This is a genomic window from Agrobacterium deltaense RV3 (assembly GCF_900013505.1).
GTDB classification, from domain to species: Bacteria; Pseudomonadota; Alphaproteobacteria; order Rhizobiales; family Rhizobiaceae; genus Agrobacterium; species Agrobacterium leguminum.
The window spans coordinates 1252308-1266841 of sequence record NZ_LT009746.1 but is presented as its reverse complement, the minus strand read 5'-3'; the positions used below and the strand labels follow the sequence as shown (position 1 = coordinate 1266841).

13 protein-coding genes and 1 tRNA gene are annotated in these 14534 nt (G+C 60.0%); 6 read left to right on the top strand and 8 right to left on the bottom strand.

All coding sequences use genetic code 11. The features are described 5' to 3' along the window. From AGR7B_RS20200 to AGR7B_RS20170, 6 genes are all read right to left on the bottom strand, one after another. Positions 1 to 915, bottom strand: a complete 915-nt coding sequence (locus AGR7B_RS20200) for an ABC transporter permease subunit (protein ID WP_078052630.1) — start codon at positions 913 to 915, stop codon at positions 1 to 3. Continuing rightward, positions 912 to 1919, bottom strand: coding sequence for an ABC transporter permease subunit (locus AGR7B_RS20195; protein ID WP_078052629.1), 1008 nt, complete (start codon positions 1917 to 1919; stop codon positions 912 to 914). Before AGR7B_RS20195 ends, AGR7B_RS20200 begins: the two co-directional genes overlap by 4 nt. A gap of 63 nt (positions 1920 to 1982) precedes the next feature. Further along, positions 1983 to 3587 (bottom strand): ABC transporter substrate-binding protein, encoded by a 1605-nt coding sequence (locus AGR7B_RS20190; RefSeq protein WP_065657351.1) that lies wholly within the window; start codon positions 3585 to 3587, stop codon positions 1983 to 1985. A gap of 120 nt (positions 3588 to 3707) precedes the next feature. Then, entirely contained in the window at positions 3708 to 4895 is a 1188-nt protein-coding gene (locus tag AGR7B_RS20185) for a M24 family metallopeptidase (protein ID WP_080857690.1), read from the bottom strand. Between the two features lie 553 nt (positions 4896 to 5448). After that, positions 5449 to 6198: an SDR family oxidoreductase gene (locus tag AGR7B_RS20175; protein ID WP_003522480.1), complete on the bottom strand. Its 750-nt coding sequence runs from the start codon at positions 6196 to 6198 to the stop codon at positions 5449 to 5451. Then, positions 6195 to 6809, bottom strand: a complete 615-nt coding sequence (locus AGR7B_RS20170; protein ID WP_162934212.1) for a nucleoside 2-deoxyribosyltransferase — start codon at positions 6807 to 6809, stop codon at positions 6195 to 6197. Before AGR7B_RS20170 ends, AGR7B_RS20175 begins: the two co-directional genes overlap by 4 nt. Before the next feature lie 176 nt (positions 6810 to 6985). On the opposite strand from AGR7B_RS20170, the gene AGR7B_RS20165 reads away from it, so the two are divergent. From AGR7B_RS20165 to AGR7B_RS20150, 4 genes are all read left to right on the top strand, one after another. Further along, positions 6986 to 7612 (top strand): ribonuclease D, encoded by a 627-nt coding sequence (locus AGR7B_RS20165; RefSeq protein ID WP_003522478.1) that lies wholly within the window; start codon positions 6986 to 6988, stop codon positions 7610 to 7612. Between the two features lie 83 nt (positions 7613 to 7695). Further along, complete coding sequence (locus AGR7B_RS20160; protein ID WP_078052626.1) at positions 7696 to 8925, top strand: hypothetical protein; 1230 nt, start codon at positions 7696 to 7698, stop codon at positions 8923 to 8925. Between the two features lie 48 nt (positions 8926 to 8973). Next, positions 8974 to 9282 (top strand): hypothetical protein, encoded by a 309-nt coding sequence (locus AGR7B_RS20155; RefSeq protein WP_078052625.1) that lies wholly within the window; start codon positions 8974 to 8976, stop codon positions 9280 to 9282. 254 nt (positions 9283 to 9536) lie between these two features. Further along, positions 9537 to 11084, top strand: coding sequence for a hypothetical protein (locus tag AGR7B_RS20150; protein ID WP_078052624.1), 1548 nt, complete (start codon positions 9537 to 9539; stop codon positions 11082 to 11084). A 95-nt stretch (positions 11085 to 11179) separates the two neighbouring features. On the opposite strand, the gene rpsA is transcribed toward AGR7B_RS20150, so the two are convergent. Further along, positions 11180 to 12880, bottom strand: coding sequence for a 30S ribosomal protein S1 (gene rpsA, locus AGR7B_RS20145; protein WP_004437832.1), 1701 nt, complete (start codon positions 12878 to 12880; stop codon positions 11180 to 11182). Between the two features lie 170 nt (positions 12881 to 13050). Beyond that, positions 13051 to 13710 carry a (d)CMP kinase gene (cmk, locus tag AGR7B_RS20140; RefSeq protein ID WP_035263287.1) on the bottom strand — a complete coding sequence of 220 codons (660 nt, stop codon included), beginning with the start codon at positions 13708 to 13710 and terminating at the stop codon, positions 13051 to 13053. 199 nt (positions 13711 to 13909) lie between these two features. On the opposite strand from cmk, the gene AGR7B_RS20135 reads away from it, so the two are divergent. Both AGR7B_RS20135 and AGR7B_RS20130 read left to right on the top strand, forming a co-directional pair. Further along, positions 13910 to 14296, top strand: coding sequence for a TIGR02300 family protein (locus tag AGR7B_RS20135; RefSeq protein ID WP_003522472.1), 387 nt, complete (start codon positions 13910 to 13912; stop codon positions 14294 to 14296). A gap of 152 nt (positions 14297 to 14448) precedes the next feature. Next, positions 14449 to 14524, top strand: a tRNA-Ala gene (locus AGR7B_RS20130). Positions 14525 to 14534 lie beyond the last annotated feature (10 nt).

Here is a 14534-nt window from a genome sequence, read left to right as displayed (position 1 = left end):
TCAGCTCCGCTTCAGTTTGGGATCGAGCGCATCGCGCAGGCCGTCACCCATGAGGTTGATGGCGAGCACCGAGATCAGGATCGTCAGGCCCGGAAGGGTCACGACCCACCAGGCGCGCAGGATGAATTCACGCGCTTCCGCCAGCATCGTGCCCCATTCGGAGGCAGGCGGCTGCGCGCCCATGCCGAGGAAGCCGAGTGCGGCCGCATCAAGAACCGCAGACGAGAACGAAAGCGTTGCCTGGACGATCAGCGGCGCAAGGCAGTTCGGCAGGATGGTCTTGAACATCAGCCGGAGATTGCCCGCACCGGCCACGCGCGCGGCCGTGACATATTCACGCCTGAGCTCGCTCATGACGGCAGCGCGCGTCAGACGTGCAAAATGCGGCTGATAGACGATGGCGATGGCGATCATGGCATTGGTGAGACCCGGGCCGAGGATGGCGACCAGCACCAGCGCCAACAGCAACGACGGAAACGCCAGGATAACGTCCATCACACGCATGATGACGGTATCGACCCAGCCGCCGAAGAAGCCGGCAATGAGACCGATGACGATGCCGCCGACGAGCGCGATGGAAACGACAACGATACCGATGAACAGCGAATATTGCGCGCCGTATATCAGGCGGGACAACATGTCACGCCCGACGGCGTCCGTGCCGAAGAAGAAGCCGGCACGGCCGCCTTCCTGCCAGACCGGCGGCACGAGCAGCGCATCGCGATATTGCTGGGTCGGATCATGCGGCGCGATCAGCGGCGCAAAAACCGCGACAAGCACGAGAAGAATGAACACGGCAAGCCCGATGACGGCGCCACGGTTCTGGCGGAAATAAAACCAGAAATCGGCGATCATCCGGCGGCGGATGGCGGCGTCTGAAAGGCGCACGCCCGGAGTGGTGATCACATCGGTCATTTGTGACGGATCCTCGGATTGATGAGGCCATAGGTCAGATCGACGAGCAGGTTGACGATCATCACCAGACCCGCGATCAACAGCAGGCCGCTCTGCACGACCGGATAGTCGCGGCGAGAGATGGAATCGATCATCCACTTGCCGATGCCCGGCCAGGAAAAGATGGTTTCGGTCAGGATCGCGCCAGCCATCAGCACGCCGATCTGAAGACCGATGGTGGTGACAACAGGGATCATGGCGTTGCGCAGCGCATGAATGCCGACCACACGGGAAGGAGACATGCCCTTGGCACGGGCCGTGCGCACATAATCCTCACCGAGTACTTCCAGCATGGCTGAACGCGTCTGGCGCGCAATCACGGCAAGCGGAATGGTGGCAAGCACCACCGAGGGCAGGATGAGATGCGACAGGGCCGAGGCAAACGCGCCCTTCTGTCCCGAAATCAGGCTGTCGATCAGCATGAAACCGGTAACGGAGGGGAAGAAATACATCAGCGAGATTCGGCCTGACACCGGCGTCCATTGCAGGATACCGGAGAACATGATGATGAGCAGCAGCCCCCACCAGAAGATCGGCATGGAGAAGCCGACGAGCGCCGTCGTCATGGAAATCTGGTCGAACCAGGAGCCACGACGAATGGCGGCGATCACGCCGACCGGAACGCCAATCAGCGTTGCGATGATGATGGCGACGAGACCAAGCTCGACTGTCGCGGGAAAGAGCGACAGGAACTCGGTGAGAACCGGCTTCTTGGTGACCAGCGAATTGCCAAGATCGCCCTGAAGCAGCCGTCCAAGGAAATGTAGATATTGCTGCCAGATGGGCTGAGCAAAACCGAGCTGTTCGGCAAGCTGCGCATGCCGTTCGGGTGAAATGCCGCGTTCGCCCGCCATCAACAGCACGGGATCGCCCGGCAGGACGCGCACGAAGGCGAAGGCGACGATGGTGATCCCGAGGAAGGTCGGAACGAGATAGAGAAGTTTGCCGAGAATGAACCGGATCATGGTTTTTTCCTGAAAAGACGCGCGGAAGAACAGGGTTCTTCCGCGCGTCCGGTTGTTCGGGGATTACTCCGCGATGTCGACGTTTTCGAAGGTGAAGTCGCCAAGCGGGCTCATGGTGAAGCCGGAAACCTTGGCGGACATGGGAACGAACTGCGTGGAGTGCGCAAGCGTCGCCCACGGAGCCTGTTCCTTGAAGATCACCTGTGCCTGCTCATAAAGCTTGGTGCGCTCGGCAACGTCGGTGGTCTGCTTTGCCTTGGCCAACAGGTCCGAGAACTCCTTGTTGCACCACTGTGCACGGTTCGCACCGCCTTCACCGGTTGCGGCGCAGGACAGGAGAACGCTGAGGAAGTTGTCCGGGTCACCATTGTCGCCGGTCCAGCCGAGGATGACAGCGCCGTCGCGCTTCACTTCGGTGGACTTCTTGAGGTATTCACCCCATTCGAAGGAAACGATCTCGGCCTTGACGCCGACCTTCGCAAAATCCGACTGGATCAGCTCGGCGGTACGACGGGCGTTCGGCATGTAAGGACGCTGCACCGGCATTGCCCAGATCTTCATCGACAGATCCTTGACGCCAGCGGCTTCGAGGGCCTTCTTGGCAGCTTCCGGATCGTAAGCATCGTCCTTGATGCTGTCGTTGTAGGACCACATTGTCGGCGGGATCGGGTTCTTGGCAACCTGGCCGGCACCCTGGAACACGGCGTCGATGATCGCCTGCTTGTTCATCGCCATGTTCAGCGCCTTGCGCACTTCCGGCTTGTCGAAAGGTGCAACGGTCGTGTTGTAGGCGAAGTAAGCGACGTTCAGCCCCGGCTGCTCATCGAGCTTGAGGTTCTTGTCGGCGCGGATGGTCGCCAGATCAGCCGGAGCCGGGTATGGCATCAGGTGGCATTCGCCAGCTTTCAGCTTCTGCAGGCGAACGGCGGCGTCAGGCGTGATCGCGAAGATCAGGTCGTCGATCTTCGGAGCTTCACCCCAATAGTCGGCATTCTTCTGGTAGCGGATGACCGCGTCCTTCTGATAGGCGACGAACTTGAACGGGCCGGTGCCGATCGGCAGGTTGTTGAAGTCTTCCTTAGTGCCGGCCTTCTCAAGTGTATCGGCATATTCCTTCGACACGATTGAAGCGAAAGGCATGGCGATATTGGCGAGGAACGGCGCTTCCGGGCGGGTCAGCACGAACTTGACCGTGTAATCGTCGACCTTGACGATTTCCTTGATCAGCGACGGCATTTCCATGGAGTTGTAATATTCGTAGGTGATGCCTGCGATATACTGGTTCCACGGGTTCTTCGCGTCGCCCTGGCGGTTGTAGCTGAAGATCACGTCGTCAGCGTTGAATTCGCGGCTCGGCGTGAACTTGTCGTTGGAGTGCCACTTGACGCCCTTGCGCAGGTGAAAAGTGTATTCGAGACCATCCTTGGAAACGTCCCATTTTTCCGCAAGGCCAGGCTCTACTTCGGTCGTGCCCTTCTTGAACTCGGTCAGACGGTTATAGACCGGATGCGCGGAGGCATCGAAGGTGCCGCCTGCGGTATAAGGCGACGGATCGAAGCCTTCCGGCGATGCCTCGGAGCAATAAACGAAGGTCTTCGCCATGGCGGGCATGGCGGAAGTGATCGCAATCGCAGAGGCGATAAGCAAACTGCGGGTCAGCGTTTTCATCTGGTGGTCCTTTCCCTCTTTTTCTGAGTTCCTGCGGCCCCGTCCGGGGGCCTACCTCTTCTGGTCAGCAGCGACATGGGATCACCCCTATCGCCGTTCGGTCCTTTGCCTCCCGACCAATTACCCGGCGACCGGCTGAAACAACCGGTCGAGGTTCTTCTCCGGTGGGCAGAACCAGCGCGGTCCCGCCTCCGTCATATAAACAATGTCCTCAAGACGGACGCCGCATTCGCCATAAACGCACAGCATCGGCTCGATGGAAAAACACATGCCCGGCTCCAGCGCCGTGGCATTTCCTGCAACGATATAGGGTTCTTCGTGAATATCCAGCCCAAGCCCGTGGCCGGTGCGGTGCGGCAGGCCGGGAAGCTGATAATCCGGGCCGAAGCCGGCCGCTTTCAGGCTGTCGCGCGCGGCCCTGTCCACATCCGAGCAGGCAGCGCCGACTTTGGCGGCGGCAAAGGCCGCCGCCTGCGCGTCGCGCTCGGCGTTCCAGAGGAAACGCTGCCGTTCCGTCGGTTTGCCAAAGACATAGGTGCGGGTGATATCGGAACGATAGCCATGAAGAATGCCGCCGAGATCGACCAGCACCATATCGCCTTCGCTGAGCGTCTGCGCATGGGGCACGCCATGCGGATAGGCCGTCGCCTCGCCAAACTGCACCGCCACGAAAAGCGGCTTCAGGCCAAGGGCAATATGCGCCGCATTAACGAAATCAGCGACTTCCGTGGTGGAAACGCCGGGACGCAGACCTTCGAACACGGCCTTCTGCACGCCGTAACTCGCGTCCATCGCCGTCTGGATGATGGCGATCTCGGCTGCGGATTTGACCTGCCGCTGGGCGACGATCATCGGCTGGGCGGAAATGATGCGCCCTTCAAGGCGCTGCATGAGGGCCGATGCGAAAACAAAGGGGGTGGCGGGATCGATGGCGACAAGATGACCGGGACAGGTCAAGGCACCGATACGTCTTGCCATCAGGTCGAAGGGACTTTCATCCTCTTCCCAGACGGCAACCTCACCCGCAATGCGGATGAGCGTCTGAAGCTTCGGCTCCTCGAAGGTCGGGCTGACATAGACCGGCACGCCTTCCGCCGGCACCAGGGCGCCGTGAATGCGCTCGGAAAGACCAAGCGACAGGCCGGTATAATAGGTCAGCGACGATGATGCATCGAGCCAGACCGCCTTGATATTTTGCTGGATCATTCGCGCCTGCAGGCCGCGTAGTCGCAACCTGAGCTCGTCTTCAGCGATCGATGAAACCGCGATCGGCTGAAACCGCTTCAGCGCCTCTTGAAAGTCTGCCATTCTCTCCCCGCCGCTTTCGGGCCGCAGACACAGGCGTGCCGGCAACCTCCCAAGCGTTCTTTTGCTCATGCTTAAACACAGGGCCGGGGGTAAGCAATGGCCCGGCAGGGCACGCCACCACAAAACTGTGCAAATTTATCTAGACATAACGAAAATGTGATCGACGCACGCCTGATTTCAACGCTCATTGCCTTGACGCAGAAATTCAAAATCCCCCGGAAATCCAAGGGGAGATCGCGGACCGTCTTCAGCACTAAGCCGGTGCGCTGAAAGTCGACAGCCCAAAATATTCAAGGAATAGACGCCCAGAAAAGGAAAAAGCCTGCCGCGGGAGGAGGTGCGGCAGGCTTCAAACTTGATCGGTGATTGGGAGGAGGAGTACCACCGATCCACATCGAGCGACGCTGGGAGGAGGAGTGCGTCGCTTCGATGATTTGAATATAGCGGTATCCGTGATTTTTAACAGAGCAAGTCTCGCAATGCAGCATTGCATTTCTGCATAACTCGAAAATTCCTGCCCGGTTTTTCAGCACTCCCCAAAATCGCGGGAAAATCAGCTTTCCCGATAGACCTGGAAACCGGCGAAGGACTGGTTGACCGGCATGAGTTCGAGGCTGTTGATGTTGATATGCTTGGGCTGCGAGGCGACCCAGTGGATGGTGTTGGCAATATCGTCCGCCGTGATCGGATTGACGCCCTTGTAGAGATTGTCCGAGGCTTCCTGATTGCCGCCGGTGCGCACCAGCGTAAATTCCGTTTCGCACATGCCGGGCTCGATGGATGTCACCCGCACACCCTTGCCATGCAGGTCGGAACGCAGGCCGAGCGAAAACTGCCGCAGGAACGCTTTGGTACCCCCATACACATTGCCGCCCGTATAGGGGTAATGCGCAGCCACAGACGAGAGGTTGACGACAATACCCTTGCGCCCGATCAGCGTCGGCAGCAGATGGTGGGTGATGTTCAGGAGACCGGTGATGTTGGTGTCCACCATGGTCTGCCAGTCTTTCAAGGGCACCTGCGGTGCGGGCGCGGTGCCGAGTGCGAGGCCGGCATTGTTGACGAGAACGTCGATATCCCGGAAGCCTTCCGGCAATCCGGACAGCGCCTTGCCTGTCGCCTCCTCGTCGGTGATGTCGAAGGCGAGGCCATGAAAGGCGGAACCGAGCTCGGCTGAAAGCGCCTCCAGCCGTTCCGCCCGCCGGCCCGTGCCGATGACCTTCCAGCCCTCCTTGACGAAGCGCCGCGCCGTGGCCTGTCCGAAGCCGGATGTCGCGCCGGTGATGAGGATGGTTCCGCTCATGATGATGCCTCCACTCTATTGGTTTTTTCAGGGTCAATCGGTGTCAGTAACTTTTCGGCCGCCGCCGTAAGACAGCGCCTGTAGGCCTCGAGATCCGTATACAAAGCCTCTTCGGGAGCATCGCCAACGATGATGACGCCGCCGCGCCGCAAAATCCCGCCATGCAGCATGAGATTGTCGACCATGTCAAAATTCTCGATCGACAGCCCGTCCGGCCCGCGATAACGGCCCGTTTCATCCAGGGTGGCGACGCCGCCATAATGCGCCTTGATGCGGGTGAAGTGATTGGCCGCGACATTGGTATAGGCGAAAACCGGCTTGCCCAGCGCGCACATGAAGCCCAGCTCATAGCTGGTTCCCGTATCGGCGGCGATGCCGCGAAACGGCGTGAGATTGGCGATCACCGCATCCGCTTCCAGCATCATCCGCTCATCGACGGCATTGATGTTGCAGCCGTGACCGACCCTGGTATCCGCCGGCGGAATTTGCAAATCGCCCGGCGAAAGCGGCGTGAAACCGGCGTCCCGCGCCAGCGAGGCCTTGAGGTCGAGCATTTCGCGCGCGTTCGGGAGGAAGACTTCCGGTCCGGCGAGATAGATTTTCTTTGTCATCGGGAATTCATGCGATTTGTCAGGAAAGGATTTCCCGACCCTAACCCGGGGGCTTTCGCAAAGGCAAGTGCCAAGGCCATGCGGCGTGACGCACTGTACGAGCCGATAAAACGGTATCGTCCCGCCGCTCTTTCCGTTATAGCCGGAGCAGGAAACTGGAATTTCTGGAGCAGGACATGGCAGCACCCATCCGTTACCACGAAGGCGATATTTCCGCCGAAGATGCCGCGCGTTACACCGGCGCCATCGCAATCGATACGGAAACGCTGGGACTGGTGCCGCGCCGCGACCGCCTCTGTGTCGTTCAGCTTTCACCGGGCGACGGCACGGCGGACGTCATTCGCATCGCCGCCGGTCAAAAGGAAGCGCCGAACCTCGTCCGGATGCTTGCCGACCCTGCCCGCCAGAAGATTTTTCACTATGGCCGTTTCGATATCGCCGTTCTGTTCCACACCTTCGGCGTGACGACCACACCGGTCTTCTGCACCAAGATCGCCTCGCGACTGACCCGAACCTATACGGACCGGCACGGGCTGAAGGATAACCTCAAAGAAATGCTGGAAGTCGATATTTCCAAGGCCCAGCAATCTTCCGACTGGGCTGCCGAGACCCTGTCGCCAGCGCAGCTCGAATATGCCGCCTCCGACGTGCTGCACCTGCACGCGCTGCGCGACAAGCTGACAGGGCGCCTCGTGCGTGACGGCCGCCTCGACCATGCCGACGCCTGTTTCGCCTTTCTGCCGACCCGCGCGAAGCTCGACCTCCTCGGCTGGGAAGAAACCGATATTTTCGCCCATAGCTGAGCGCGCCCGCATCTGGCTTAAGCACTGATTTACCAGAATTGCCTATTCTCGGCCGCAACTTTGGCGGTCGGGGACTTTGAGGGATGATTACTCCGCTACAGCAGACGGCGGGCATTGCAGTCAGCGACCTCATGCGCTCGATGGTCCAAACCATCGAGGAACGCCAGCGCGAAGAGCAGGAAAAGGCCAACGGCACCAAAAAGGACGATGCGGTCAAGACAAACCCGCAGCCGGACGAAAGCCAGCGCGCCGCCAATGAGAAGATAAGCGCCTATCTCTTCGGCGTCATGAAACCGGATGCCGATGCGTTCGCCTCGCTCGTCTCCCGCTTTTCCTCCGCGCTGGGCATCACACAGGAAAAAGACGAATCGAGCTTTTCCTTCGCGCGAAGACTTCAGGATGCGCTGACCCTGACCGACGGCTTCGAAAAAACCGATTCGCAGGGGAAAGCCACGAAGATTTCCCTGAAATCCTTCGGCGTTTCGGAGGCTGAGGTCGTGGACGTGCTGAACAATGGCGTCAACAGCAAGACCGATCCCATGGCCGCCCTTGCCGCCCGCATCGCAAAGGGCGCAGGCCTCACAGGCACGGAAGAGGATTTCGGCGAGCAGATGTCGAAAGCCATCATGGCGGCGCGCGCGACCCTGCCGAAAAGCGTCGACGATCTGGAAGAATCGACCGGCCTCAAACAACTCGGCGTCTCCGCCCGGCAGATGATCTCCGCCATCGCCAACCCCTATGGCGATGAGGCGCGCGCCGTGAAGGAGGCCCTGGACGAACAGGCGCAGGGCACCCGCTTCATGACGCGTGAAACCCTGAAAGTCATTCAGCGTCTCGAAGATGTCGCCGATCCGAAAACCAGGGAAGAGTTGCAGGCCGAACGCGGCAAGGATCGTATCGGCGAAATCAACGATGCCGAGGTGAAGGCCGAGCGGGAACAGGATATCCAGGCGCGCGATGCGCAGGGCAAGCTTGAAGACGTGCAGGAGCTTCAGGACGTCGTAAAGGAGCATATCGATGCTTCCGGCGACGACAAAACGGAAGGCGTCGACCCGCAGGCGCCAGCCGACACATCGTCGGAAACGGCGCTGATCGCCGTGCTTGCGGCTGTGCCGGCTGAGCAAGCCGCCCCGGCGGAAAACGAAAATGAGCCGGCGGAGACAGACGCGGTCACCGATCCGGCCGATGCGGAAGACGACGGCGAAAAACTGCTCGATGCGCAGGCGCTTGTCGAAGACACCCGCAACGCCATTTTGCCGATCTCGATCGACGACAATGGCCTTTATGAACTGCTGAAGAAAAAGGCGGCATGATTGCCGCTTCCGATCGTCACTTGAGCGAAACATGATGTGAGTTCAGACATGACCGATATTTCCGGCCTATCCGGCAGCGCCGTTTACGACACAGAACCGAATGCCGCGCAGGCGCTGCTATCCATGGCCGCCCCGTCGCTCGTTCCGGATGATGAGGCCTTCACCACGCCCGCTGAGGAAGACCGCCTCATCGACCCCGTCAACATTCAACCGGAACGAAATCTTCCCAAGGCAAGCTGGCTCGATGCCATGCCGCCGGAAGCTTTTGAGACGGCGCCCAGCGATCCCGACCATATTTCCTCGGTCAATTCCGACGATAACGGCCTTTACCGCATGTTCATCGGCATTTCGCCCTGACCGGGCGCGCAATTCGTTGGTTAGCCAAATCTTAACATCTGCAAGCCAAGATTGAGCTCGATGATTCTGTATGCGCTGCAACCGGTATTGCGGCCAGAGGCGTATACGGCGCTCCCGCATGAGCGGGCGAGATGACACCTGTCCATCACCGGCGCGGCGATTTTTCAACATTCAAGCCAGATGCGGATCACAGAGCCAATGGGGATTGGCTCTTTCGCAGCCAGCGGCGGTCACCGATAGAAACGGAGCGCAGCATGTTACCGCCTGTACCGAAAATTGCGGCAACCGATGCCGCCTATGGAACCACGGTTTCACTGACACCGCGCGAGCAGGTGAAAGAGGCTGCACCGCCGCAACCGAACATTCCCGCCCCTGAAAACAGCAGCCTTTTTGCCCGCGCGGCAATCGCCTCCCTCACCAGCGAATTTCAGCTCTCGCGCAGCACCGCCGTTCTGGCGGAAGCGCTCGGCAAGCTGATGAACCTGCCCCGGCGGGATGGCGAAGCCATAGAGACCTATGTGACGCGGCTGACGGAGGCGCTCCGCACCCTGCCGACGCCACAACGCCTAGCGCTGGAACAGCAGGTCGGCAAGGCCCTGCAGGGCCTGACCCTTTCGATGCTTGCCGAAATCCTGAAACAGCCGACCGGGCCGGATGCTGCCCGCCTCGCGCTGCTGATCGAGCTTTCCCGTTACAAGGGAACGGACCTTGCGGCAAAGGCGGTGGTTTCCTCCTATCAGCAGAACAATTCCTCCAACCCCGCCCCCGCACAATCGGCCCAGCCGAAACAGCAGAACGCACAGAGCCAGAATGCGGAAGCGCGCCCTTCTTCGTCCGCGACAGCGCAGACGGCAAATTCCGCCACCGTCAGCCGGCTCCTGCCGCTGCTCATCGGGCCGCTCGCCCTCAGTGGCGCAGCGATGAAAGCCACAGTGGCGGTGCTAACGGCGCAACTGGACCCCCGGCCCACGCTTTCCACCCCGCCTGCCGACACACATGATATGCCGACCGTTGCCGTAAAGCCGGATGGAAGAGCCGAAAACACGGCACGTCCGCTTCCGCCACAAACCGGCAGCGTGATGAAGGAAGTATCGGCCGAGGCCCGCCCGGCAAATCCGCCCCGCGCCGAAACCGGCGAAGCCTCCCCTGCCCTTCCGCATCGGGAGACGATGAAGCCGGAGCAGAAAGAAATCCGCACGGGCCTTACCCCGCCATCCGGTTTGTTCGCAGACGACGCGGAGACCGTGAACAGCCTGCTGCTTGCCGCCACCGCCGGCAAACTTCCGCTCAAGCCGACCGGCACGCAGGAGCCTCCGCCCACGCCGCAGGGTGTTGCGCAGCAACCGTCCGACGATCAGCCCGCCGAAAAATCGACCCTCGCAACAGCCGCAGCCCGCCCCTCGGGTGAGGAAACGGAAACGGCGACCCATCGCCCCGAAGCCCCGCCGCTGCCTCGGGCCATGCTGGACCCGGAAGCGAGGATGGCGATGCTGGAGCAATCGGCTTCGCAATCGTTGATCGCCGCGGCTCTGGTAAAAGACGGCACACCGCTGCCGCTCGTCGCCTATCCGCCGGCGGATGAGGACTATGAATCGGAAACGCCGCCGCGCGGCGGCGGCCCGTTTTCCGATGATGAGGCAAATGACGAGGCCGAAGCCGGTGCTGATAATTCCGACGGTCAGGACGAAAAAGAAGAGCGCATCGCCGCCAATGACGGGATCGACACGCAGGAAAGCCCGACGGCGGTGGCTTCCGACGACAGCGCGGAAAATTATTATCTGAAGATGAGCGGCATGCTCTGAGGAACGCGCCGCTGCGCGCTCGCCGGCGCGAGCTCGAAGCAACAAAAAACCCGCCGGAAATTCCGGCGGGTTCTCCATTTCAAAGATCGGAGCGATTATTCGCCGCGGTTCTTCAGAGCCGCGCCGAGGATGTCGCCGAGCGAAGCGCCCGAGTCGGATGAACCGAACTGTGCGACGGCTTCCTTCTCTTCAGCGATTTCCAGAGCCTTGATCGAAAGCATGACCTTGCGGTCCTTCTTCGAGAAGTTGACGACGCGGGCGTCGACAACCTGGCCAACCGAGAAGCGCTCGGGGCGCTGCTCGTCGCGGTCACGGGAAAGGTCAGCGCGACGGATGAACGAGGTGAGGTCTTCGTGGTTGACGAGCTTCACTTCGATGCCGCCATCGTTGACCGCAGTGACTTCAGCGGAAACGACTGCATTCTTGCGCAGGTCGCCGGAAGAAGCGGCTTCGCCGACAGCATCCTTGCCGAGCTGCTTGATGCCGAGCGAGATGCGTTCCTTCTCGACGTCAACGTCGAGAACGACAGCCTTGACGACGTCACCCTTGTTGTACTCTTCGATGACCTGCTCGCCCGGACGGTTCCAGTCGAGGTCCGACAGGTGAACCATGCCGTCGACATCGCCTTCGAGGCCGATGAACAGACCGAATTCGGTCTTGTTCTTGACTTCACCTTCAACTTCAGTGCCGGCCGGGTGGCTGTAGGCAAATGCCTGCCACGGGTTTTCCAGCGTCTGCTTGAGGCCGAGCGAGATACGGCGCTTGGACGGATCGACTTCGAGAACGACAACGTCGACTTCCTGGCTCGTGGACAGGATCTTGCCGGGATGTACGTTCTTCTTGGTCCAGGACATTTCGGAAATGTGGATCAGGCCTTCGATGCCCGGCTCCAGCTCAACGAATGCACCGTAGTCGGTGATGTTCGTGACCGTACCGGAGATCTTCTTGCCAACCGGGTACTTGGCGGAGATGCCATCCCACGGATCCGACTCGAGCTGCTTCATGCCGAGCGAGATACGGTGGGTTTCCTGGTTGATGCGGATGATCTGAACCTTGACCTGCTGGCCAATGTTGAGGATTTCCGAAGGATGGTTGACGCGGCGCCATGCCATGTCGGTAACGTGCAGCAGGCCGTCGATGCCGCCGAGGTCAACGAACGCACCGTAATCGGTGATGTTCTTGACGACGCCGTCAACAACCTGGCCTTCTTCGAGGTTCTGAACGATTTCAGAACGCTGCTCGGCACGCGACTCTTCGAGAACCGTGCGGCGCGATACAACGATGTTGCCGCGACGCTTGTCCATCTTGAGGATTTCGAAGGGCTGCGGGTTGTGCATCAGCGGGGTAACGTCGCGGATCGGACGGATGTCGACCTGCGAACGCGGAAGGAAGGCAACAGCGCCGTCCAGATCGACGGTGAAACCACCCTTGACCTGGTTGAAGATAACACCTTCGACGCGCTCGCCAGCTTCGAACTTGGCTTCGAGCTTGACCCAGCTTTCTTCGCGGCGAGCCTTCTCGCGCGACAGAACGGCTTCGCCGAGAGCGTTTTCGATGCGCTCGACGTAAACTTCCACTTCGTCGCCGACCTTCAGCGTGCCGTCCTTGGACTTCGCGCCGAATTCCTTCAACGGTACGCGGCCTTCAACCTTGAGGCCGACGTCGACGATGGCAACGTCCTTCTCGATTGCCGTTACGATACCCTTGGCAACATAGCCTTCGGCAAGATCGTTGGAGGCAAAGGATTCTTCGAGAAGCGCGGCGAAATCTTCGCGCGTGGGGGTAGATACTGACATGAAATCTCCTGATTGCATCCGCGCAATGGCGAATACAAAAGCGCCGGTGGGCTAGTGTTGTTGATACCCGACCCCATGCCCGCCTTTTCAAAAGGCTTTCCGGCGCAAGGACATGTCTTCGGGCAATTCCGGACTAAACGCGGACGGCAGGAAGCCGTTCCGCGAGAAACCTATCTCTTCAGGGCGGCGTCGATGATCGTCCGCGCGGCCTGAAACGCCGCCTCTATACTCATTTCCGACGTATCTAGCAAGTGCGCGTCTTCAGCCGGCTTCAACGGGCTGTCGGCGCGGCCCATGTCGCGCTCGTCGCGTTTTTTCACTTCAGCGAAAATGGCATCATAATCGCCGCTGCCGCCATTGGCCAGAATTTCATCGTAACGGCGTCGCGCCCGCACGTCCGCAGAGGCCGTGACATAAAGCTTCACCGGCGCCTCAGGGCATACAACCGTGCCGATGTCACGGCCGTCGAGCACCGTGCCCGGCTCCTTTGCGGCAAAACGCTGCTGCGCCTTCACGAGCGCGCGCCTCACCGGCGTCATCACCGCGATTTTGGATGCGGCCTCGCCAATATCGTGCCGGGAAAGAACGGCGCGATCGAGCCCCGCAAGATCGACTTCCAGCGCGATCTTTTCCGCCACGGCCTCATCATCGAGCGGCAGGCCGGCATCCAGAAGCGCCTTGGCGGTCGCCCTGTAGGTCAGCCCGGTATCGAGATGGTGGAAACCATAGGTCTCGGCAATCCTGCGCGACAGGGTTCCTTTGCCCGCCGCAGCCGGCCCGTCTATGGCGATCGTGAAGGTCATGAAGCTTTCCGCCTGTGCATTCGTCATTCATATAATAGAGTGCGCAACACCTTCCTATTTATATCAGCATCCCCGCATAGGGGTTGCGCCAAGGCAGGCGGCACCCGAAGTTTGTCTTTGACACGAAAGAGCGCAACGATTAAGGGGACCGGCTATAAATTTTACCGTCTATGCCGGTTTTACGGCGTACACACCGAAACTCATTCGACAATTTGAGGCTTAGACAGTGGCAAAAGCGGAACTTGGTACCAAGCGCACAGACCCCGATACCGGCAAGAAGTTCTACGATCTGAACCGCGATCCGGTCGTTTCTCCCTACACCGGCAAGTCCTGGCCGCTCTCCTTCTTCGAGGAAAGCACCGCCCAGGCCAAGATGGAGCAGGCTGAAGAAGAGGAAGTGGCGGAAGTCGATACCGAAAACACGGAAGTCGAACTCGTCTCGCTGGAAGATGCCGATGGCGACAACAACGGCGACGATATCCCGGATCTCGGCGACGACGATGACGTCGAAATCGATGACGACGACGACACCTTCCTCGAAACCGACGACGAAGATGACGACGACGACATGTCCGGCATCATCGGCGTATCGGGCGACGACGAAGAAGCTTGATTTTACTTGATAATTCGGCCCGACGACAAAAAAATGACGCCGGGCCGTTTTTTATGCTTGCACTCGTCGGAAAGCCGCAGTAGTAAGCCGCCACCGAACGGAACAACAACCGCTTCGGTTCCCGGAACCGGAAGAAATGCCGGAACCCTTATGGGGCTATAGCTCAGCTGGGAGAGCGCTTGCATGGCATGCAAGAGGTCAGCGGTTCGATCCCGCTTAGCTCCACCAAACCTTCCCA

Bases quoted from the DNA above. Each gene is read 5' to 3' on its own strand.
- AGR7B_RS20160 (WP_078052626.1), top strand. From the start codon at position 7,696: ATGATTACTCCGCTACAGCAGACGGCGGGCATTGCAGTCAGCGACCTC.
- AGR7B_RS20170 (WP_162934212.1), bottom strand. From the start codon at position 6,809: ATGACAAAGAAAATCTATCTCGCCGGACCGGAAGTCTTCCTCCCGAAC.
- AGR7B_RS20190 (WP_065657351.1), bottom strand. From the start codon at position 3,587: ATGAAAACGCTGACCCGCAGTTTGCTTATCGCCTCTGCGATTGCGATC.
- cmk (WP_035263287.1), bottom strand. From the start codon at position 13,710: ATGACGAATGCACAGGCGGAAAGCTTCATGACCTTCACGATCGCCATA.
- AGR7B_RS20200 (WP_078052630.1), bottom strand. From the start codon at position 915: ATGACCGATGTGATCACCACTCCGGGCGTGCGCCTTTCAGACGCCGCC.
- AGR7B_RS20185 (WP_080857690.1), bottom strand. From the start codon at position 4,895: ATGGCAGACTTTCAAGAGGCGCTGAAGCGGTTTCAGCCGATCGCGGTT.
- rpsA (WP_004437832.1), bottom strand. From the start codon at position 12,880: ATGTCAGTATCTACCCCCACGCGCGAAGATTTCGCCGCGCTTCTCGAA.
- AGR7B_RS20155 (WP_078052625.1), top strand. From the start codon at position 8,974: ATGACCGATATTTCCGGCCTATCCGGCAGCGCCGTTTACGACACAGAA.
- AGR7B_RS20150 (WP_078052624.1), top strand. From the start codon at position 9,537: ATGTTACCGCCTGTACCGAAAATTGCGGCAACCGATGCCGCCTATGGA.
- AGR7B_RS20175 (WP_003522480.1), bottom strand. From the start codon at position 6,198: ATGAGCGGAACCATCCTCATCACCGGCGCGACATCCGGCTTCGGACAG.
- AGR7B_RS20195 (WP_078052629.1), bottom strand. From the start codon at position 1,919: ATGATCCGGTTCATTCTCGGCAAACTTCTCTATCTCGTTCCGACCTTC.
- AGR7B_RS20165 (WP_003522478.1), top strand. From the start codon at position 6,986: ATGGCAGCACCCATCCGTTACCACGAAGGCGATATTTCCGCCGAAGAT.